At 40.3% G+C, this 21350-nt stretch carries 15 protein-coding genes and 7 pseudogenes; 6 read left to right on the top strand and 16 right to left on the bottom strand.

The window, feature by feature from the left end:
* Window positions 1-215 precede the first annotated feature (215 nt).
* Window positions 216-371, bottom strand: coding sequence for a YolD-like family protein (locus tag NSQ12_RS09760; protein ID WP_248719476.1), 156 nt, complete (start codon window positions 369-371; stop codon window positions 216-218).
* 553 nt (window positions 372-924) lie between these two features.
* Between NSQ12_RS09760 and NSQ12_RS09755 the strand changes: the two genes are divergently transcribed.
* From NSQ12_RS09755 to NSQ12_RS09740, 4 genes are read left to right on the top strand one after another with little or no spacing between them, the layout of a single operon-like run.
* A complete protein-coding gene (locus NSQ12_RS09755; protein ID WP_339176680.1) occupies window positions 925-2301 on the top strand; it encodes a glycosyltransferase in 1377 nt (458 codons plus the stop codon).
* A complete protein-coding gene (locus tag NSQ12_RS09750) occupies window positions 2298-3404 on the top strand; it encodes a glycosyltransferase (protein ID WP_029726889.1) in 1107 nt (368 codons plus the stop codon). Before NSQ12_RS09755 ends, NSQ12_RS09750 begins: the two co-directional genes overlap by 4 nt.
* Window positions 3391-4098 carry a class I SAM-dependent methyltransferase gene (locus tag NSQ12_RS09745; RefSeq protein ID WP_071578101.1) on the top strand — a complete coding sequence of 236 codons (708 nt, stop codon included), beginning with the start codon at window positions 3391-3393 and terminating at the stop codon, window positions 4096-4098. Before NSQ12_RS09750 ends, NSQ12_RS09745 begins: the two co-directional genes overlap by 14 nt.
* The gene (locus tag NSQ12_RS09740; protein ID WP_262119856.1) at window positions 4095-4766 is read left to right on the top strand and encodes a glycosyltransferase family protein; all 672 of its coding nucleotides are present in this window, start codon (window positions 4095-4097) and stop codon (window positions 4764-4766) included. The genes NSQ12_RS09745 and NSQ12_RS09740 overlap by 4 nt, the downstream gene beginning before the upstream one ends.
* A 103-nt stretch (window positions 4767-4869) precedes the next feature.
* Here the strand turns inward: NSQ12_RS09740 and NSQ12_RS09735 are convergent, their stop codons facing one another.
* The 8 genes and pseudogenes from NSQ12_RS09735 to NSQ12_RS09700 all read right to left on the bottom strand — a co-directional run bounded on the left by NSQ12_RS09735 (window position 4870) and on the right by NSQ12_RS09700 (window position 15560).
* Window positions 4870-10350 carry an NTTRR-F1 domain gene (locus NSQ12_RS09735; RefSeq protein ID WP_339176557.1) on the bottom strand — a complete coding sequence of 1827 codons (5481 nt, stop codon included), beginning with the start codon at window positions 10348-10350 and terminating at the stop codon, window positions 4870-4872.
* A gap of 719 nt (window positions 10351-11069) precedes the next feature.
* Window positions 11070-11352 (bottom strand): annotated as a pseudogene (locus NSQ12_RS09730) (T7SS effector LXG polymorphic toxin); the annotation flags it as partial.
* Window positions 11353-11646: 294 nt separating this feature from the next.
* Window positions 11647-11733: pseudogene (locus NSQ12_RS09725) on the bottom strand (hypothetical protein); the annotation flags it as partial.
* A 235-nt stretch (window positions 11734-11968) separates the two neighbouring features.
* Entirely contained in the window at window positions 11969-12262 is a 294-nt protein-coding gene (locus NSQ12_RS09720) for a hypothetical protein (protein WP_339176555.1), read from the bottom strand.
* A gap of 1159 nt (window positions 12263-13421) precedes the next feature.
* Window positions 13422-14276 (bottom strand): hypothetical protein, encoded by an 855-nt coding sequence (locus NSQ12_RS09715; RefSeq protein WP_173614106.1) that lies wholly within the window; start codon window positions 14274-14276, stop codon window positions 13422-13424.
* 341 nt (window positions 14277-14617) lie between these two features.
* Window positions 14618-14825 (bottom strand): annotated as a pseudogene (locus NSQ12_RS09710) (peptidoglycan-binding domain-containing protein); the annotation flags it as partial.
* A 10-nt stretch (window positions 14826-14835) separates the two neighbouring features.
* Window positions 14836-15048: pseudogene (locus NSQ12_RS09705) on the bottom strand (terminase large subunit); the annotation flags it as partial.
* Window positions 15045-15560, bottom strand: a complete 516-nt coding sequence (locus NSQ12_RS09700; protein WP_029726445.1) for a phage terminase small subunit P27 family — start codon at window positions 15558-15560, stop codon at window positions 15045-15047. The gene NSQ12_RS09700 and the pseudogene NSQ12_RS09705, both read right to left, overlap by 4 nt.
* A gap of 129 nt (window positions 15561-15689) precedes the next feature.
* Between NSQ12_RS09700 and NSQ12_RS09695 the strand changes: the two genes are divergently transcribed.
* Window positions 15690-15860, top strand: coding sequence for a hypothetical protein (locus tag NSQ12_RS09695; RefSeq protein ID WP_165394432.1), 171 nt, complete (start codon window positions 15690-15692; stop codon window positions 15858-15860).
* Here NSQ12_RS09695 and NSQ12_RS09690 read toward each other — a convergent pair.
* From NSQ12_RS09690 to NSQ12_RS09670, 5 genes and pseudogenes are all read right to left on the bottom strand, one after another.
* Window positions 15789-16154: pseudogene (locus NSQ12_RS09690) on the bottom strand (HNH endonuclease). The gene NSQ12_RS09695 and the pseudogene NSQ12_RS09690 sit on opposite strands and share 72 nt — an antisense overlap.
* Window positions 16155-16638: 484 nt before the next feature.
* Window positions 16639-17262 carry a DUF4145 domain-containing protein gene (locus NSQ12_RS09685; protein WP_339176552.1) on the bottom strand — a complete coding sequence of 208 codons (624 nt, stop codon included), beginning with the start codon at window positions 17260-17262 and terminating at the stop codon, window positions 16639-16641.
* Between the two features lie 207 nt (window positions 17263-17469).
* On the bottom strand, window positions 17470-18771 hold the full coding sequence (locus tag NSQ12_RS09680) for a hypothetical protein (RefSeq protein WP_339176550.1): 1302 nt from the start codon (window positions 18769-18771) through the stop codon (window positions 17470-17472).
* On the bottom strand, window positions 18758-18955 hold the full coding sequence (locus NSQ12_RS09675) for a hypothetical protein (protein WP_339176548.1): 198 nt from the start codon (window positions 18953-18955) through the stop codon (window positions 18758-18760). The genes NSQ12_RS09680 and NSQ12_RS09675 overlap by 14 nt, the downstream gene beginning before the upstream one ends.
* 147 nt (window positions 18956-19102) lie before the next feature.
* A pseudogene (locus NSQ12_RS09670) lies at window positions 19103-19300 on the bottom strand (ArpU family phage packaging/lysis transcriptional regulator); the annotation flags it as partial.
* Window positions 19301-19307: 7 nt separating this feature from the next.
* Here NSQ12_RS09670 and NSQ12_RS09665 point away from each other — a divergent pair.
* Window positions 19308-19456 (top strand): annotated as a pseudogene (locus tag NSQ12_RS09665) (ArpU family phage packaging/lysis transcriptional regulator); the annotation flags it as partial.
* A gap of 116 nt (window positions 19457-19572) precedes the next feature.
* On the opposite strand, the gene NSQ12_RS09660 reads toward NSQ12_RS09665, so the two are convergent.
* Complete coding sequence (locus tag NSQ12_RS09660; protein WP_029726454.1) at window positions 19573-20325, bottom strand: hypothetical protein; 753 nt, start codon at window positions 20323-20325, stop codon at window positions 19573-19575.
* 184 nt (window positions 20326-20509) lie between these two features.
* Entirely contained in the window at window positions 20510-21307 is a 798-nt protein-coding gene (locus tag NSQ12_RS09655; protein WP_317680293.1) for a hypothetical protein, read from the bottom strand.
* Window positions 21308-21350 lie beyond the last annotated feature (43 nt).

Raw genomic sequence — 21350 nt, 5'->3', positions numbered from 1 at the left:
TCTAAAGTCGGAGTAAAAATATTGGATATTTTATTGAGAAAGGCTCATTTGAAGTTGCAAGTAGAGGTCACACTTCTTAAATATGTATTATTCCCCCTCAAGAATTTTGAGGGGATTATTTTTATGATTTGTGTCCTCCAGTAAGCTTTACCGGCTTATAAGAGACTTAAATGAATCACTTAAATTGATTAACCATTTTAAGAATTAAACATTTCTCAAAAACAGATTTTATTTGTGGATTTACGACGCATCTCAAATAGTCTCGATAGCAATTCTTTGTTAAATTCAAGTGCCTCATAGACTAGAAGATCCATCTCTTCAATATGTTGCTCATCTAAGGACGGTTTTTCAATTTCTGATACGTCAATCAAATCTTATTTAAACTACGTTAAATGTTCTGGAAACATCATTGATGTCCATTTCATTAAATTATGTTGTCTCATTGTTTATATGTACACGATGATTCTTTCTAAAGTAGTACTCAACTAGTTTCAGTTACAAAAAACATTCTATAAATCATAATTGATCCCTTTAAAGTCACGAAACCTATATAAAAATTTCTATCTGACCGATATTTCGTCCTTCTCCTCTGCTATAAACGTATTAAATAAAATAATACCCTCGTCGGTATTCTCCTTTAAATATATAACTCCTAATTCACCATTTAATACAGAAAGAATTAAATATAACTTTCATACAAACTGGTTAAGGCAACTTCTCATCCCTATTCCCCTGAATTCCCCAACCTTGTTGATCCCCTTAAGGGAAAACTAAATGTAAAACAAATTCATCGACTTTTTCTTTAAAAAACCATTCACATTTTTACGTTTAAGCAGCATTCTCCTTTTTACAGGAAAGAATCATTCCGTCTGAACATTACGATATACATATAGTATCCGAATGATATGGCGAAGGGCGGAGGTTATAGTGAAAACGAGTATTATTGTTCTGACTTATAATCAATTAGCTTTAACAAAACAATGCTTGGAGAGCATATGGAAGCATACGAATAATGACTGTATAGAAGTAATTGTTATAGATAACGGCTCTCATGACGGTACACGTGACTACCTCAAACAGATAACTTCAATTAAAGCGATTTTTAATAAAACGAACGAAGGCTTCGCAAAAGCCTGTAATCAGGGCCTTGAAGCTGCCTCAGGGGACAATATTCTTTTTTTAAACAATGATACTGTTGTAACAAATCAATGGCTGGAGCCAATGATCAAGCTGCTTTATCAGGATGATAAAATCGGCATGGTCGGGCCTGTAAGCAATTATGTCAGCGGTCCGCAGCAAGTTCCCGTTAACTATACAAACGTTGAAGAAATTGAAGATTTTTCTCGTCTTTACTGTTTGCAGCAGCGAGGCAGGTCAAAAGCTGTATTGAGACTGGTCGGATTTTGCCTGCTTGTCAAAAAGAAGGTGTTGGATCAAGTCGGCGGTTTTGATGAACGTTTTGTAGGCGGTTCATTTGAAGATGATGATTTAAGCCTCCGCGTACTGCAAGCGGGGTATCAGCTAAAAATCGCTCTTGATTCGTTTGTCCACCATCACGGTCATGCCACGTTTACAGGCAATCCAGATTTAAGCATCAGTCAATTATACGAAGAAAACCGGCAACGCTTCATCGATAAATGGAAGGTGGATGTAACAACATTCTTTAACTCCCAGCCCCAGCTGACAGCACTTGTGCCAGCGGAAGCCGACTCTATCTTACATATCGGTTGCGGCACGGGAGCTGCGGGGACAGAGCTTTTGAACCGGCAATCCTGTTTATTGTATGGGATTGAAAAGGATGAGTTATTGCAGACCATTGCAAGCCCCTATTACGAACAAGTCATTTCGGCAGATGTGGAAACATGCGGCCTCCCTTACCCTGAGTCCTTTTTCGATGTCATTTTGATCGGTGACCTTTTAAACTGCTCAAAAAATCCCAGACATACAATTGAGACTCTTGCCGTTTATCTAAAGCCTTCTGGCTCGCTGATTTGCAGCATCCCAAATACTGCCTATGCAGATACATTTTTCTCTTTATTATGTGGTGCATCGACGTACACACATTTCATCACACCTCGCAACGTAAATACCCTATTTCCTGAATATCTTTATGACATAAAATCCATCACCTCCCATTCCTCCGATACTGAATCAAACATACAGCTCTTTTTACAAGAACTTCAATTCCTTGCCGGGCAATTTGGTTTGTCTTTGGATCACTTGTCAAAACATGCCCATATTGATTACATGTTTGTCCATGCCATAAAGAAAAAACAGAATAAAACGGAGGTGGCGATGTGATTTCAATCAGTTTATGCATGATTGTAAAAAATGAAGAGGCTGTTATTGGCCGATGCTTAGATTCTGTGCAGGAGATAGCTGATGAGATCAATATTGTGGATACCGGGTCAGTTGACAAGACGAAAGACATTGCTGCTCGCTATACAGACCGAATCTTTGATTTTAAATGGATAGACGATTTTGCGGCAGCCCGAAATTTTTCGTTTCAGCAGGCGACATCCGACTATATCTTATGGCTTGACGCCGACGACGTGTTTACCAAGAAAGATCAAGAGCTGTTATTGGATTTAAAAAGAACGCTTGACCCGGATATAGACGCGGTCTCAATGAAATACCATTTGGCTTTTGATGAAGAAAATAACGTCACATCCAGCTTAAGGAGATACCGGCTCGTAAAACGGGAAAAGAGCTTTAAATGGATCGGCGCGGTTCATGAATACCTAGAAGTATATGGGAAACTTCACCACAGTGATGCAGCGGTTTCTCACCTGCCACTTAGTCATGACGCAGATCGCAACCTCCGAATTTATGAAAAAATGGCCTCGTCAGGAAAGGATTTTTCTCCAAGAGATTTATTTTACTATGCGAACGAGTTGTGTGATCACGGAAAAATGGAGCAAGCGATTGAGTACTATTTACGTTTTTTACAAACGAAGCAGGGATGGGTCGAGGATAATATCAGAGCGTGCAATAAATTAGCAGACTGCTACCATTCACTGGGGCTGAAGGAAAAAGAATTAAGCTGGGTGCTCCACACGCTCGTCTATGGACCGCCTAGAGCAGAAACCTGCTGCAGGCTGGGATACTCTTTTTTAGAAAAAAACGATTTTCAGAGTGCGGTCTATTGGTATGAAAAAGCAATAGAAAACAAAGGAGCAGAAAACCTGGCTTTTCAAAACCGCGCCTGCGCGACCTGGCTTCCCCACCTGCAATTAGCCGTCTGCTACGATAAACTCGGCCAGCATCAGCTTGCCTATCAGCATAATGAATCGGCATTACAATACCGTCCCCATGATTCAAGAATGCTAGCCAACAAAAAATATTTTGAAGATATTCTAAAGATGCAGACCGGCTCCGGGGGTGAACATCATGGAAATCAATAAAAATTCACTTGCTGATTCTATGAAAGAGTATGAGCTAAAAGATAAAGAGTATTACAAAGGCATCAACTGGCAGCTATTTGATCTGATAGAACCGCATGCGAAAACCATTCTTGAAGTCGGATGTGCTGAAGGCTTGTTTGGCGCAGCTGTGAAGGAAAAAACGAATTGCTCCTATTATGGGATCGAGTCTTATCCACCAGCTGCCGAAAAAGCAACACATTATATTGACGAAGTAATAACGGGAGACATTGAAACACTGAAGCTGCCTTTTCAAAAAAACACATTTGATCACATTATCTTCGGTGATGTTCTGGAGCACTTAATAGACCCGTGGGCAGTTTTAGGTAACATCAAGCCTTATGTAAAAGAAACAGGGAGTATCTTGGCAAGCATCCCGAATATCGGACATATCTCGATTTTCGAAAGTCTGCTGTCCGGCAAATGGACGTATATACAGGCAGGGCTGCTCGATAAAACACACTTCCGTTTTTTCACCTTGGAGGAAATGAAAAAGATGTTTCATGAAACAGGCTACAAGATCAGCCAAATCGAGCCTATTGTTTTTACGACTCATTATTATGAAAAAATGATCAGCAAACTTGCTTATGTCAGATCATGCATGGGAATTCACCATGCAGATCTTGAGGAGGAGGCCAGAGCCTATCAATATGTCATAAAGGCAGAGAAAAGATGAATCAGCATACAAACGAAAATTCAATTAGCTTTATTACATGTGTGAATGACGATACCCTTTATGATCTCTGTCTAAGACATCTTCAGTCTCTTTCTGTACCGCCGCATATGAAGGTAGAATTAATCAATATCCGAGACGCAGACAGTATGGCGTCCGGCTACCAGGCGGCAATGGAGGACTCTGACTCAAAATATAAAGTGTATTTACATCAGGACACATTTATCATCAATCGTTCCTTTATTTATGATATTCTCCATGTCTTTCAGCAGAATGATCAGCTTGGCATGATAGGCGTTATAGGAGCTGAAGAAGTGCCGCAAAGCGGGATTTGGTGGGAGGCTTCTAAAAAAGCCGGAAAAGTCATTGAATACCGCAGTACGTACAACTATTTATTATTTGATGAAATTGATGAAACTGTGAAAGCAGTTCAAGCATTAGACGGTTTATTACTGGCGACTCAGTACGATGTTCCATGGCGAAAAGATATTTTTAACGGATGGCATTTATATGATACTTCTCAATGTTTTGAGTTCAGAAAAAAAGGATATATAGTGGGCATCCCTCATCAGAAAGAGCCTTGGGTCTTACATGCATGCGGCAACGAGTTTGATACAGACCAGTATTCTTATTACCTTAAAAAATTTTTGGAGGAATATTCCGAGACATGATAAGGTTTCAATACCACGACAAAGAAACCTACTGTTTAAAAGTAGGTTTCTTGTTTCATATGCTTGAATTTTTTTAAAAAAGTGATTTTTTAATTCTCTATTATTAAGGGAACCTAATAGCATTTATATCTAGGTTTAGTGCGTTGCTGCCACTCACATTACTTACTGTTGTGAAGATTATCCTAATCTCATAAGAAGTCGTGCCTGTGACCGTGGTAGCATCTACATACGTTGTAGCAATTGGAAATCTTGACGTGATTGCAGCGCTGATATTTCTTTGGACGGAGCGTGTATCTACTAATACTCCGTTTCTATAAATTCTGGTTTGAAAAGTAAAGTTTGAGTTAGCTGTCGTTGTAACATCTACAGAAATGGCAAGGTCTAATTTTATTAATTGTCCTGCGACTGTTGGCACACTTAAAGTACCAATCGACGTTTCAGTACCGTTAATAGCAAGCGGAACGGGGCCTGCTATTTCACTGTAAAACAGCTGTGGATTTGCCCCGGTTGAACCGGTTGGTCCTGTTACTCCCGTTGCTCCTGTTGGTCCTGTTGATCCGGTTGATCCAGTAGCTCCGGTTGCTCCAGTTACCCCTGTTGATCCTGTTACCCCTGTTGATCCTGTTACTCCCGTTGATCCGGTTGATCCAGTTACCCCAGTTGCTCCAGTTACCCCAGTTGCTCCAGTTACCCCAGTTGCTCCAGTAGCTCCAGTTACCCCAGTTGCTCCGGTTGCTCCAGTTACCCCAGTTGCTCCGGTTACTCCTGTTGCACCAGTTTCTCCTGTTACTCCTGTTACTCCTGTTACTCCAGTTGCTCCGGTTACTCCGGTTGCTCCCGTTGCACCAGTTACTCCTGTTGATCCTGTTGATCCTGTTGCACCAGTTTCTCCTGTTGGTCCAGTTAATCCTGTTAATCCTGTTACTCCTGTTGCTCCGGTTACTCCCGTTGCACCAGTTGGTCCTGTTGATCCTGTTAATCCTGTTGCTCCTGTTGATCCTGTTGGACCGGTTACTCCTGTTGCTCCTGTTGATCCTGTTGGACCGGTTAATCCTGTTGATCCTGTTGATCCTGTTGATCCTGTTGATCCTGTTGCACCAGTTTCTCCTGTTGGACCGGTTAATCCCGTTGCTCCTGTTGCTCCAGTTGGACCGGTTAATCCTGTTGCGCCAGTTTCTCCTGTTGGACCGGTTACTCCCGTCGCACCAGTTTCTCCTGTTACTCCCGTCGATCCGGTTACACCAGTTGCTCCTGTTAATCCTGTTGCTCCTGTTGATCCAGTTGCTCCTGTTGATCCAGTTGCTCCTGTTGATCCCGTTGGACCAGTTGGTCCTGTTGATCCTGTTAATCCTGTTGCGCCAGTTTCTCCTGTTACTCCCGTCGATCCGGTTACTCCTGTTGATCCTGTTGATCCTGTTGCGCCAGTTTCTCCTATTGGACCGGTTACTCCCGTCGCACCAGTTTCTCCTGTTACTCCCGTCGATCCGGTTACACCAATTGCTCCTGTTGCTCCAGTTACCCCAGTAGCTCCAGTTGCACCAGTTGCACCAGTTACCCCAGTAGCTCCGGTTTCTCCTGTTGATCCTGTTGATCCTGTTGATCCTGTTGCGCCAGTTTCTCCTGTAGCTCCGGTTTCTCCTGTTGCACCAGTTGCTCCAGTTGGACCGGCTACTCCTGTAGCTCCGGTTTCTCCTGTTGATCCTGTTGATCCTGTTGCGCCAGTTTCTCCTGTAGCTCCGGTTTCTCCTGTTGCACCAGTTGCTCCTGTTGGACCAGTTACTCCCGTCGCACCAGTTTCTCCTGTTGGTCCTGTTAATCCTGTTACTCCAGTTGCACCAGTTACCCCAGTAGCTCCGGTTGCTCCTGTTTCTCCTGTTGATCCCGTTGGACCAGTTGGTCCTGTTGATCCTGTTGCGCCAGTTTCTCCTATTGGACCGGTTACTCCCGTCGCACCAGTGGCTCCTGTTACTCCCGTCGATCCGGTTACACCAATTGCTCCTGTTGCTCCAGTTACCCCAGTAGCTCCAGTTGCACCAGTTACCCCAGTAGCTCCGGTTTCTCCTGTTGATCCTGTTGATCCTGTTGATCCAGTTTCTCCTGTTGGACCAGTTGGTCCTGTTGGTCCTGTTGGTCCTGTTAATCCTGTTACTCCTGTTACTCCTGTTGCACCAGTTACTCCGGTTGCCCCAGTTACTCCCGTCGCACCAGTTTCTCCTGTTGGTCCAGTTACTCCGGTTACACCAGTTTCTCCTGTTGGACCAGTTGGTCCTGTTGATCCTGTTGCTCCAGTTTCTCCTGTTGGACCGGTTAATCCTGTTGATCCTGTTGCTCCAGTTAATCCTGTTACTCCTGTAGCTCCGGTTTCTCCTGTTAATCCTGTTACTCCAGTTGCTCCTGTTGCTCCAGTTGGACCGGTTACTCCGGTTGCTCCCGTTGCACCAGTTACTCCGGTTGCTCCTGTTTCTCCAGTTGCACCAGTTTCTCCTGTTGGTCCAGTTAATCCTGTTACTCCTGTTGCTCCGGTTACTCCCGTTGCACCAGTTGGTCCTGTTGATCCTGTTAATCCTGTTGCGCCAGTTTCTCCTGTTGGACCGGTTAATCCTGTTGCTCCTGTTGATCCTGTTGATCCAGTTACCCCAGTAGCTCCAGTTGCACCAGTTGCACCAGTTACCCCAGTAGCTCCGGTTTCTCCTGTTGCACCAGTTGCTCCAGTTGGACCGGCTACTCCTGTAGCTCCGGTTTCTCCTGTTGATCCAGTTGGACCGGCTACTCCTGTAGCTCCTGTAGCTCCTGTAGCTCCGGTTTCTCCTGTTGATCCTGTTGATCCCGTTGGACCAGTTGGTCCTGTTGCTCCTGTTGCGCCAGTTTCTCCTGTTGGACCGGTTAATCCTGTTGCTCCTGTTGATCCTGTTGGACCGGTTACTCCTGTTGCTCCTGTTGATCCTGTTGCGCCAGTTTCTCCTATTGGACCGGTTACTCCCGTCGCACCAGTTTCTCCTGTTACTCCCGTCGATCCGGTTACACCAATTGCTCCTGTTGCTCCAGTTACCCCAGTAGCTCCAGTTGCACCAGTTGCACCAGTTACCCCAGTAGCTCCGGTTTCTCCTGTTGATCCTGTTGATCCTGTTGCGCCAGTTTCTCCTGTAGCTCCGGTTTCTCCTGTTGCACCAGTTGCTCCAGTTGGACCGGCTACTCCTGTAGCTCCGGTTTCTCCTGTTGATCCTGTTGATCCTGTTGCGCCAGTTTCTCCTGTAGCTCCGGTTACTCCTGTTGCACCAGTTGCTCCTGTTGGACCAGTTACTCCCGTCGCACCAGTTTCTCCTGTTGGTCCTGTTAATCCTGTTAATCCTGTTACTCCAGTGGCTCCAGTTACTCCGGTTGCCCCAGTTACTCCCGTCGCACCAGTTTCTCCTGTTGGTCCTGTTAATCCTGCTACTCCAGTTGCACCAGTTACTCCGGTTGCCCCAGTTACTCCCGTCGCACCAGTTTCTCCTGTTGGACCAGTTGGTCCTGTTGGCCCTGTTGCTCCTGTTAATCCTGTTAATCCTGTTACTCCAGTGGCTCCAGTTACTCCGGTTGCCCCAGTCACTCCCGTCGCACCAGTTTCTCCTGTTGGTCCTGTTAATCCTGCTACTCCAGTTGCACCAGTTTCTCCTGTTGGTCCAGTTACTCCGGTTACACCAGTTTCTCCTGTTGGACCAGTTGGTCCTGTTGATCCTGTTGGACCGGTTAATCCTGTTGATCCGGTTGCTCCAGTTTCTCCTGTTGGACCGGTTACTCCCGTCGATCCGGTTACACCAGTTGCTCCTGTTTCTCCTGTTGCACCAGTGGCTCCTGTTGCTCCTGTTGCACCAGTGGCTCCTGTTGCACCAGTTACCCCAGTAGCTCCTGTTGCTCCTGTTTCTCCAGTTGCTCCTGTTGATCCTGTTGATCCTGTTGCACCAGTTTCTCCTGTTGGACCGGTTACTCCCGTTGCACCAGTTGGTCCTGTTGATCCTGTTAATCCTGTTGCGCCAGTTTCTCCTGTTGGACCGGTTACTCCGGTTGCTCCTGTTGATCCTGTTGATCCTGTTGCTCCAGTGGCTCCGGTTGCTCCCGTTAATCCTGTTACTCCTGTTGCTCCGGTTACTCCCGTCGCACCAGTTTCTCCTGTTACTCCCGTCGATCCGGTTACACCAGTTGCTCCTGTTGCTCCAGTTAATCCTGTTACTCCTGTAGCTCCGGTTTCTCCCGTTGGACCGGTTACTCCCGTTGCACCAGTTGCTCCGGTTGCTCCAGTTAATCCTGTTGCTCCAGTTTCTCCAGTTGGACCGGTTACTCCTGTTGCTCCGGTTGCTCCTGTTGCTCCAGTTGGACCGGTTACTCCCGTCGCACCAGTTTCTCCTGTTACTCCCGTCGATCCGGTTACACCAGTTGCTCCTGTTGCTCCAGTTGGACCGGTTACTCCCGTCGCACCAGTTTCTCCTGTTACTCCCGTCGATCCGGTTACACCAGTTGCTCCTGTTGTACCAGTTGCTCCGGTTGCTCCTGTTGCTCCTGTTTCTCCTGTTGCACCTGTTACTCCAGTTGGTCCTGTTAATCCTGTTAATCCAGTGGCTCCGGTTGGTCCTGTTGATCCTGTTGATCCTGTTGATCCTGTTGATCCTGTTGGACCGGTTGGTCCTGTATCTCCAGTTGCACCAGTTACTCCTGTAGCTCCTGTTGCTCCGGTTGCTCCGGTTGGACCGGTTACTCCGGTTGATCCAGTTTCTCCTGTTTCTCCTGTTTCTCCTGTTGCTCCCGTTGATCCGGTTGGTCCAGTTGATCCTGTTACTCCTGTTACTCCTGTTGCTCCGGTTGGTCCCGTTGATCCGGTTGCTCCGGTCGCGCCAGTTTCTCCGGTTGACCCAGTCACTCCTGTTAATCCTGTTAATCCAGTGGCTCCGGTTACTCCCGTTGCACCAGTTGGTCCTGTTAATCCTGTTAATCCAGTGGCTCCGGTTGGTCCTGTTGATCCTGTTGATCCGGTTGCACCAGTTGCACCAATTGCTCCCGTCGCACCAGTTGCCCCTGTTACTCCCGTTACTCCAGTTGGACCGGTTGCGCCTGTTGCTCCCGTTGCACCTGTTGGTCCAGTCGGTCCAATTCCCCCAGCAGACTCTATTAAAGAAACATCATCAATTAGAACAGACCCAAAAGTAGTTTTGCTTATTACCACTACTGCGTTTACTGCTTCAGCGGGGGTTTCAATTGTTCTATATATTTCATTCCATGTATTAAATGAGACATTTGGCAAATTTCCGGAAGCAATGATAATTTCCTGTCCGCCTTCAATCTCTTCGCCTTCACTGTTAACAAATAAAATTTGTATAGTTACTTGGGGACTTGAATTGTTTCCAATTCTCCCAAGCGAAACGATGAATATCAGAGATTGTCCAGAAACGACAGGCACGATCTGCCCTAAAAAAGCATACGGCTGGTTACTGAAAAACTGTGCGGAATATCTTCCAGAATGGGCAAAAGTATTAATAACGGACGTATTTGCAGAAGCCCAGCCCGTCAGATTGCCTGTTTCAAAACCTCCATTTACAATCACATCATTCACTCAACTTCATTCCCTGCCTTTTTGAATAGTTCCAGCTATTATATGCAGGAAAAATGCCATCGGTCTTTCACTTCGCTAGCTGAAATAAAAAAAAGATGAATGCCCCGAATCACTTTTTCTCCCAGACACTGTAAAGACCGGTACATGGAACCTGAAAAGAAGAAGCAGTAAATTAGCTTCTTAGACGTCCGAGAGAATGAAGTTTGGACTTGATTTAAAGACAGAAAAAGCTTTTCGGGAATTTGCAATGCGATTGAGGATTTCACATATCCTAGATTGAGAAGCGGACGCTAATGAAGAAGTTTTATCAGACTAAGAAAGAGCAACTCAAAGTCAAAAAAACGTTTTATAAAAGCTGCTGGCAAGGGTACCAACAGCTTAGCTACTATTATCACAAGATTGCTATTTTATTTATTTAATTAAAGTTGCGCCTAACAAATCTTTGCTTGTCCCATTTCTTATATATTGGTGACTAGGAGATATCATAGTTCTTTCCCCTATTAAACGGGACATTAAGGTTTTCTCTCTGGATTATCAAATGGATATAATTTTAAGTATAGACATAGTTATCACTAAACCTGAAAACAAATACTTAAACATTCATTTGGATTTTTAAATCTTTTGCAAGCGTTTTGGAGCCTAATAGCCCTTTTAAATATTTCAATTCCTTTGACCAATTCACTTTTTTTTCCTCTTAAGATATTTATTCAATTCTTTCATCGTTTTCTTTTGTTCAGACATATGAATTTTGATTTTGTGTAATCGTTAGCCAGCTCATGTTTTAAAAATGACTCTTCTATGTAATTATCTTACATCTTTGCATCTACAAGTTAATGATGCTTAAGAAAGCAATTTCCATGTCAATCCGATTGATACATTGATCTGTAATGCCGGCATGATCATGATAAAATGCTTTAATGTTGTCTGCACCCTTCCCGGAAAACTCGCTGTCACCCAAGTCAGCTAATTCTTAAACGCTTTTCTTAGCTTCATCAGTTGATTGAAAGCGCTTTGCGGCCTTCTTTTTTATTTCTCGAATTGTTTGTATTCTTCATCACAGACTATTGCAGGTTGATAGTAATTAATTGCTATTTGTGAACGGTATTCTTTTTCAAAACATCTCTCAGCTGTAAAATCATTTAGCACATCTCCATCTATGTCTCTACAAACTTTGATGCTGAGATTTGGTTTATCCTGAGCTTCAAAAACACCTGCATACTTATTCTGCAGCTTTTTCGATACTACTTCCCCCAGGCTCTCCAACTCAAATATCATTTGTTTTAATTCTAGATTAAAATCCTTTTCTGGAATCTGTATATAATCTTCATCGCTTGGACTTTGATTTTTCTGTTTCTTGAGTAATTGACTAAAAGCTTTCCACACAGTATTGTCCTCCTATGATAGCTTCTTTAGACGTGCCTCTATTGAAATGGACATTTGGTGATCAACTTCACGAAATGACTCAGCAAATGTTTCAATTCCGGTATCCTAGAAACATGGCGTTCGATAATCATGCCCACGGAAGCCCCAGCTGTGTGGACCAGTTGCAAGCATAAACATTCTGCGATTCATTACCGGCCTTGTCAAAGGGATGCTAAATAAAAAAAGAACCTTTATTTTACCATTGGCTTACTTTTGAAAATTTATAAATTATTATTATATTGAACAGTGTTGGTATGATGTATATAAGACCAGTTCCAAGTAGACCTATTATTGAACTAATAATTAATAATATGCTGAAGGCTATTTTATTATTTGTCTGGATTGAAGCAAGCATGGTTATAATTCCCGCCAAAGCACCTAAAAACCATAAATTCCCCAAAGTGTAAGAGTCATCTATAACCGCAAACAGTTGAGCCAGTACAGAAAAAACCGCTCCTAATCCCCCGGAGAAGATAGTCAATTTTTTCATAGAAATCTCCTTTTTGAAAATTGATTTAGATTTCATCGTAATTATTGATTTATTTGGTTATGATGTCAATGATAAACATCTACCTTACTCATCTTATTATTGCTGGTAGAAGTATTGAACAATGGAATTATCATAGAGTTTGTCGAATTATTTATGCGTATTGCTTTCCTTAAGCATAGAATTATTTTCCTAATTGAAAATTTAGTACATAGACTTATTAGTGACATAGATAAAAGTGACCCTGCTTTTTAGCAGTGCCGCTCCATGATTTATTACCTATTAACATAAAAAATCCCTTAACACCAATAGGCCAAGGGGTTGAAAGATTAATACTGAGACATATACTGTTCGCGTTCTAAAGAATATACTTGCGTGCGGAACATGATTCTTTAGATAATATACATAATGTATAACAATGAAAACCCTTATTTATCACGCGTTTCAGTAAGTTCATTCGTATAAAATTGTAATACAGTATGTATGATTAGTTATATTTTTCGGTCAAATTTTGGTCTTGATTTTGGTCATAAACTTAGAATATATCTTAACTTTAGTGACCATCAGATCAATTGTTCCTCTAGGGTTTAGAATACAACCCATTTATAACTAAATCCTATTACGTCAGGCTTTTTGCAAGGCATCATTATATGTCTATTTGAACTGGTTTGCAATGGTTTATAAAAAAGTGTGGGCAAACCGTGGGCAATATGGGCATTTCTCTTCTGTTATAATTAATGTATGAACTTGATAAGGGAGTAACCATTTTGAGTCTTTACAAAGCCGCGGATTTTTATATACTTTAGCACGCATCTTGGGTAATGTGCAAGCCGCAATAAAAGGAACGCTCGGGAAAAGAATTGCTCGCCGTGCTGCTGGTAAAGCCACTAACAAATTATTGAGAAAAATTATTAAGTAGGCTTGTAACATGAATGATTTTGAACGTAAGTTATATCGGATCATATCGTTAACATGCGTTTATATGGAAAGAACCCGACTTTGCCAGAATTAAAAAGAAAGACCGGATAAAGTGAACAGGAAATACGTGAGACTACAAAAAGCTTAATTCGTTAAGGTGCTCTTTCTTGGGATAAAGAAAAGAAATTATGGATTATTTAAAGCCCGCCTTATGAGACGGGCTTTTCGGGCGAGGTTATTACCTTTACACTTTCTTCACGCCTCCGTAAACACTTCCTTTTGCAGTAGACCCTATAAACGCCTCAACAAGAGCTGAGTTTAAAACGATGCCGGCCCATTTAAAACCTACAATGGATTCAACATATATACGTGAATAAACCTCTCTATAGGCATATCCTCCATGGCTGGCGTCCCGGTCTTGTCCTAATACCCTAGGAGAGATTGCCAAAGCTGTCCCCATCGGGTGGCGCTGATAGTCGCCATCTTTATAAGTAGCCCAAACTTTTTTGCCGTCATATTTAAATCTTCCTTCGGCCCAAAGTGTGAAGAGCTTCGGTCCACCAAGTCCATAAGCAATACCAGTGGTCCTTTCTGTTTTTGTAGTGCCTTGGACGCTTGCATCAGAGTCTGGAGAGTCAGTTAAAGTTTTTTGCTCAAGTATCTGGATATCCCCCAGATCACCTAGATAAACCTTAACCGTACTGTTTTGTGTTTCAAAAGTAAGCACATCCCCATAGGATTTGCTTTTTTCTTGTTCAGCCATAAAGCTGTTCATATTGAAAGCTTTACCGTTGAATTTTTCTAGTTCTGATTTCATTTCTGGGAAAACATCATAAAGCGATATGTCTGGATTGCTAAATGCTTTAGGTGCTGGATTGTTTTTGTAGTGATTCGAAATTACTTTTTCGATTTTTTCCAAAAAAGAGTTTTTGGGTAGATTTTCTAGGCTAGATTTCAACAAAGGAACTGTTTTTTCAACGTAATTTCTAATGTCAGTAATATCTTGCTGTGACTTTTGTTTAGGTGCTGCGCTCGCTGCTTCACCGAAGATACTAAATACCAAAGAGAAAGTCAGGCAAAAAAGCAATATCTTTTTCACGATAATCTCCTCCTGTTTATCAGTCACCTCGCCCTCTTATATACATTTCTTTACAATTTTACTTTTTCCTCCCACTGTTTTTTCGGGTATAATGATATATCAGATAAACAATCAGAAAGACTAATGCAGCTACGGCAATATAGTATAACGGCATCGCCAAAAATGGAGCAAAATTCGCTATGACCGCCAATATAATGATGGCTATTCCGTACAAACTTATAAAGCGAAGTAAAGCCATATTATCCCCCCTTACTATTTCCATCATTGTAACAAAAAAAGTCAGCTACTAAAGGGCTATTTTTGATACGTAATGTCACAATTAGCAAGGGAGGATTATTATATTATTTTAATAGTGCTTCAAGTTTTGCTTTCGTTTTCGGACCATAAATGCCGTCAGCAGTCAGACTGTTTACTGGCTGGAAACGTTTGACTGCATTTGCTGTTTTCGGGACATACACGCCATCAATACCGTTATTCTTCGCCCCTTTTATCCAGGTAGAAATAAAGCGCAGCCAGCGCTTTTTGAATCTGCCTTACGTCATCCCCTTTGAGCTCCCAGCAAAGGTCCTTTCGTGTGTTTAAACTGGGTCATCCAATAAAGAAACCGGCGGGCTTTTTCATCATCAAACACATAAGGAAACTCCCTTGTGCCTTCCCGACTCACATCATTTAAAAAACGCTCGCAGGCCCAAATGTGTTTTTCACACGCCACAATCTCACCCGATATCACATCGCGCGAGTAATCAATGAGAAATTGTTTGATTGTCTTCATACGTTTCTAAACTCCTTCTCCGCAGCCGTCTTTTCCCGCTCTTCCTGGGTACGGGTGATAGCAAGTTTTGCCCGGGCAGACGGTGTAAGGCCAAAGTCATTCGCTGCTGATTTCATTTGATCAAAATAATTCTTTTGCCGCTTTAATAACGGATGCTCTTCACCAACAAGCTTTATTGGTTTGCCGTCTTCGTCTTTTCCTTCCGTATGGACCATGATCCCGTCTTCTTCGATAATTTTAGAAATTGATACATACTGCGAATAGGCATTACAATAGGCAGCCAACATGCTGATGTCCGCTTCCGTGATGATTTCAACTTCTGTTAATAGAGCAGCAACCCGTTTGAATTCTTTTTTCCCGACCTTATCCAACCACGTTGGCGGTTTTATATTATCGGATCGCATTTTCATTTTCTTCTCGTGCTCAGCCCGGGCGGCCAGCTCTTCCGTATTCTTTTTATTTGGGTTGCCCTGTATCAATTGAAGCGTCGCGGATTTTGCAGGCCTCGGCATGTTCTCACCTCATTTCACATCAAAAAAATTGCATTTTTTGCTTGTTTTTTTCACCAATCGTGATACGATGGAAGTAATAACAAAACCAGTCGTACCAAGCCCTCTCGGCAATTTCGCCGGGAGGGTAATTTGTTTTTCCGGAACTTTGAAAAGCGGTGTTTGTTTGCAGAAGAGGGGGCGCCGTTCTCCAAACGTTTCCTTTCCAGAGATTTGGATAGGGGGGGAGTGTCACTTGCCCTTGCTGCCATGAACCTTGTTGTGACAGGCATTACACAGGCTGACAAGGTTGTCCAAATCTAATCTTTTCGCCCAATCTTCTTTTACTTCCACTATGTGATGCACCATGTCAGCCGGAGTGAAGCAATGATCTTTCAATCAATGCCGACAAAGATAATTGTCTCGTATCAATGCAAGTTGTCTTGTTCGTTTCCAATCTATTGATTTATAAAAACTTGTTATTGTTTTATTTCTTGAATATTTGTTGTAATGTTTCGTTTCTTCTTGTTGCTGTGTCTGGTGTGTATCACAGTACCGACCACGGGTGAGGCTGGGGCACCCAGGGGCAGCGCATACTCTTAGGGGCTTAAGGGGCATACCCTTCACCTCGCTCATTCCTATTGTAAAAGTTCTCTTACCACAACAACTTTGGTTCTATAGTTTCTCCGCTCTCATCACTCTTCTTAATTCCTAAACTCTCATAAGAGTGATGAAGTAATCCTTTAACTCTGCTGTATGGATGCATTTCGCTTATACGTGCAATACGCTCAACTGCTAATAGGTTATGCTTACCATAGTCACCAAGGTCCCCGAAGCCTCTACGATATCAGCATCCTGCCAAGGGCAACCTGAGACACGTAGTTGGCACAAACCCTAATGTACATTGCTGTAGTTATATTGTGCTTTATGGCAGTGTTTTAAGCTAGTAAGTGTAAATCCCTTTCAGGTAGCATGATGACCTCCTATTTAAAAAAAGCGCCCTCCCGATTGGGAAAGCGCCTGTCGATTTATTACCTATTACCATAATACATTACTGAAAGCAAAATGTTGTGCCCTTATCATGCCAAGTTTGTGCCAAAATCTATTCATTATAGTCTTTGGCCATTTTACCGGGCATTTCATATTTTATTCTTAATAAAAATTCTAAAAAAGTTAAAACATCATGTGCTGTTTTACTATCTATTGATGGAATTTCGTGAGTAGCTGTGTTTCCCGCTTTTCTAATAACATCAACCCACCCTCTACCATCTTTAGGTATAGTTCCTATGTCTTCGAGGTAATCAACATATTCTATAAATCTTTTACCCTCTTTAGCACCTGAATCCACAGCAACATTCATTAATATCTTCCTGGATAATAACACTACTGCAGTATATGCTTGATTATTAATACAAATTTTTATTTCGTTATAAATACTCTCAATATCTATAGGAAGATAATCTATTTTCTCCTTATAACTTGGGTGAGGATACTGAATTACTCCACCAACATCATCAGATTTTAAATAAGTAGGATTATTACAATTAGGACATATCACAATTCTTCCTAAAGGCTTACCCAAAGCTCGCTCACATAAATAGCCCATACTTGGCGCAACTAACGAATCACAGTATGCACAAGTGTATCTTTGATTCGACATCTTATAAGTATTTGCCCAGCTACCATATACCATTTTATTCTCCTTTTTTCTCTTAACTATTGGCATAGCCACATAATCCACGAATTACACGTATGTTATTGTGTCCAATTCCCAGAACCCCTGCCATTACTATATTCAAGTTATACTGCTAAAAATAAGTTTGAACACTTTTTCAATATGGTTTATTCAAAAAAAGTTCATCCGTTTTTAAAATTAGATGAACTACTTGATTCTTTCATTACTTATCTTTTTTTTGCCGCAACCTTATGCCACCTACACATCATATATTTCTTTATATAAAATATATTCATCTAGTGGAATAAGCCTAATTGATGTTTTATCGTTATCATCAAGATACTCTAGTTTTTTACAAACTTGCTCATAATTATCGATACCACAAGAAGAAAATGATACTCTAAGATTTTCATAAGGGATTTTGACATTCAGTAATGTAATATTCCCTTTACCTAATTCAAATTCTAATTTTCCGTATTGGCCTTGTTTAACAAGTTGTTTTAGATATTTAGCTTCAAGATCAAAGAAATTAGAATCTTTTATTTTTTGCGAAAAGGTTTTTGATACTGAACAAATAGCTTCTAGTCTTAAAATATTTTCAATATCATCCTTACTAAGCTCATTTAAAATAAATTCAACATTTAAATTCCTTTCAAGTTCGATAAGCCTTTCTAGAGTTTTTATTTTATATGTCAAATCATCAATGCTTTCTATTACACCAATCTTGCCAGCATTAAAAACAAAGTAATTGATGTTATTTTCGAGGTCTTTAAGCACAAATTGTGCATCTTCCTCTTTTTTGTAAGATTGGTCCACAAAGTTTAAATAAAGCAGGTTGGCCTCTATATTTCTCTTGAATTCTTCTTTAATTTTAATATTTATTTTGGTCTTCAAACCCTCCTTATAAATTTTTATTCCAAAATAGACCTTAGTGTTCTTTTGCCAGCGATTATCTAAAACAATATACTTACTATTATCCTCTGTCATACTCACTTCCAAATATTCAAATATAACCGATTCCATATCTCCTTGTTTCTTAAAATATTTTACTTTATATGTTTTGGGAACTTCAGTAGGTGCTATATACCACTTATTTGCTGAAATAAATTTATCAATCATTGGTGTATCAACTTCATGTTCGCCTATAATTGCTTGTAAAGACTTCATTTCAATTTCAATCGACTCTCTTTTTAAATAAGCATCATAAAGCAGATCCTCTAGTTTACTAAATCCTTTCATATTAGCACCCGGAATAATAATTTTCCCTTGCAATTTTAAAGGCAGACTTTTAGCAATTTCATTGGATCTGGGTATGTGTTCAACTAGCACACTGTCAGCATAATTAGTAATTTTATATTTATAGTTAGGATAAAACGGATGAAGCTTACCAAACTCATCTTTTACATCTTCAATAATATGAATTATGCTTTCAAATTGGCATTGTTTTGCTAGGACTTTAACATGCTCTCTAGCTGACAAATTTACATAAGTGATATTAGAGTTCTGGATTGCAACGTTATTATTCCCTTCTTGGTTTATCGAGTTTCTACTCTTTACCATTTTTATTTTGTTCCCCTATTTGAATATTGTTACCAACAATTGCATTATTAGAATTTCCGGTTTGATTTACAGCATTTTCACCTCTTGCTTTATTGTTTGATCTAATTTTAGATAATGTAAAAGTTACTGCAGCGCCTGCTGCCAAAAGACCAATTACAGCTAAGATTATTTTTTCTAGATCCACTTATCATCATCCTCTTTATTTTTATATTGTTCAATAGACATAAATCCTACCTAATTATACAATATTTGAATGCTCTTTTTTAGCATTATCTTGATAAAATTTAAAAGACTCATCTTAGGACAAGCCTTAAAAACAAAACAAGTTAATTTAAAAACTCTTTTTTTTATAAACCTCTTCCCTTAGAGCAAACGCCAACCTATACAGCGCTTTTGCTTTAACACGATAATAGCTGCGCGCGCTTAGGTCCATTTCACCATACACTTCATAATCATACATTTCTTCCGGCTGCATATAGAGCATGACAATGATCTGCCGTTCTCTTTGAGCAAGCCGGTTAACAGCCCTTGCTCAGATTGATGAAGAAGCCACTAAAGCAAAAGCAGAGAAGCTACTTGATCAATACCGGCTATATCTCTTACAGGTGCCAGATGATTTTTTACCAAAGGTTACACCAACTTATAGAGCATTGTTCCGCCGAGCATTACGAATGAATTTCATTCGCAGGTTTAATGTCATTTGATTCATATTTAACCTCCTGATTCTTCAAAATAAAAAGGACACCGAACAAACAGCGCTAATGCTGTAGGTTCAGTGTCCGCAGGCTTTCCGTCTTGGACTTAATTTTTATAGACTTTTATCGGCTTTTTATATAAGTCTTCTAATTTCACTACCATAGTTTTTGTGCATAATCTAGGGTCATATTTATCTCCCAATAAAATGACTTCCTTACTTATTGGATGTAATATGAACCACTCATTTTTATCTTCATCTTCTATAAAAACATGTTTCTCGTATGTTAAATTAATCGACTTAAATACAATACCTGTTATAACAGGAATCGCAGTACAAGTTATAAAAAACATCAATATAGCAGCAGTTAACATATCAAATTCTTTGAATTGAGGAAAAGCGAGCAATAAATATACCTGAATGTAGAAAATGAATAAAAGCAACAAATATAAACAAACCATAAAAATTTTAAAAAAACCATTAGATTTTATCTTATACATTTTATGCTCAGGGTTTCTTATTTCATTTAAAGATACAAGGACAATAATTATTATCCCTATTATGACTTCAGCTGTAACAGACCAGTTTCTATTATAATCCCAATTGAGTTTTTCTCTTAATGTCTCCCCTAAGGAGGCAAAAATAACCATCCAGGCTAATGTATAAAAAATGTACTTGCATAATTTAACAATGAACATTTTTTCCTTAGAGAACAGCTTTTGTTCAAAAACAACTGAAGAAAACATAGTAATAGGCTGAAAAACCTTAAAAAGATTCGCAGCAATGAATATACTTGTAATAACGATAGTAGGCACTCCAAAGGAGGCCAAAAGCGTTTTAAAGCTATCTACTAAATTCATCAATTAACACCTTCTTTTTCTTTATCATCCTATTTTATCAATTTACAATCTCCCCCTCAACGTGCTAACCCCACATATCAATCTGTTGTCAGTAGGGAGTTCTTTAGTAAAAAAAAGAACACCGAAACAAACAGCGTTATAGCTGTAGGCTCAGTGTCCGCAGGCTTTCCGTCTTGGACATAATTTAAACTTTTCTCTTTATCTTCTTTCTACTATCAAGTTTAACTTCTTTCTCTAATAAATATCCTTGTAAAATTAGCTCAAGTTCCTTATATGCTTTTTTTTCACTAAAAATATTTAAAGAAGGTAGTGCTTTAAATGATGCTGCTCCAATAAACCATAACATACCTGTAATAACTCCAAGGGCTAATAAAAAGCTCTTAAAATCTCCTAGATTGGCTGTGTTATCATTAATACTTGTTGTAAAGCCTATCCCAAAAATACTAACAGGTATAGCTACTACAATAGATGGTATAACAACTTTAAGAAATGAACCAATTGAATATAACTCAAGATTGGAGTTTTTCGAAATTATATAAGGTAAAATGCGTTGTTCAATAACTTTATCATTATATTTTTTTCTGTTTAAATGTTTTTTTATGGCCCTATATGAAAGTGAATAATATAAATCACCAATCTCCCATTCAGGGTCAACCAACATTGCGTATTTCCTTAAAGTAATCGCAATTATCGCCATAATTGGAAAGATTGAAAGGCTTATAGTGAATATAATAGCGTTAGACTTTGAGATATTTAATATAGCAGTTAATTCTTCAAATAAATAATATAAATTTTTAAATAAAAATTCCCTTCCGATTAGAAAGTAAGCTATTATACCAACAACCCCCAGAAAGAAGAAAAGCCTCTTTTTCCTTCGGTCTTCTTTAGATTTTAAAAAAGATGATATCCAAAACACATTTTTGAAACTCTTAGCACGTTTTATCTCTAGTGCCATCTTAAATATTTCTTTATCTATATTCATATTATCCCTCCTCCAACTAATCTTACGATCTGAATGGAAGATA

The sequence above is a fragment of the Bacillus sp. PS95 genome, from assembly GCF_037963565.1.
Taxonomy (GTDB): domain Bacteria; phylum Bacillota; class Bacilli; order Bacillales; family Bacillaceae; genus Bacillus; species Bacillus subtilis.
This window is presented reverse-complemented; position numbering and strand designations above follow the sequence as displayed.

Bases quoted from the DNA above. Each gene is read 5' to 3' on its own strand.
- NSQ12_RS09745 (WP_071578101.1), top strand. From the start codon at position 3,391: ATGGAAATCAATAAAAATTCACTTGCTGATTCTATGAAAGAGTATGAG.
- NSQ12_RS09740 (WP_262119856.1), top strand. From the start codon at position 4,095: ATGAATCAGCATACAAACGAAAATTCAATTAGCTTTATTACATGTGTG.
- NSQ12_RS09720 (WP_339176555.1), bottom strand. From the start codon at position 12,262: ATGAAAAAATTGACTATCTTCTCCGGGGGATTAGGAGCGGTTTTTTCT.
- NSQ12_RS09700 (WP_029726445.1), bottom strand. From the start codon at position 15,560: ATGCCGAGGCCTGCAAAATCCGCGACGCTTCAATTGATACAGGGCAAC.
- NSQ12_RS09685 (WP_339176552.1), bottom strand. From the start codon at position 17,262: ATGCCAATAGTTAAGAGAAAAAAGGAGAATAAAATGGTATATGGTAGC.
- NSQ12_RS09680 (WP_339176550.1), bottom strand. From the start codon at position 18,771: ATGGTAAAGAGTAGAAACTCGATAAACCAAGAAGGGAATAATAACGTT.
- NSQ12_RS09660 (WP_029726454.1), bottom strand. From the start codon at position 20,325: ATGAATTTAGTAGATAGCTTTAAAACGCTTTTGGCCTCCTTTGGAGTG.
- NSQ12_RS09655 (WP_317680293.1), bottom strand. From the start codon at position 21,307: ATGAATATAGATAAAGAAATATTTAAGATGGCACTAGAGATAAAACGT.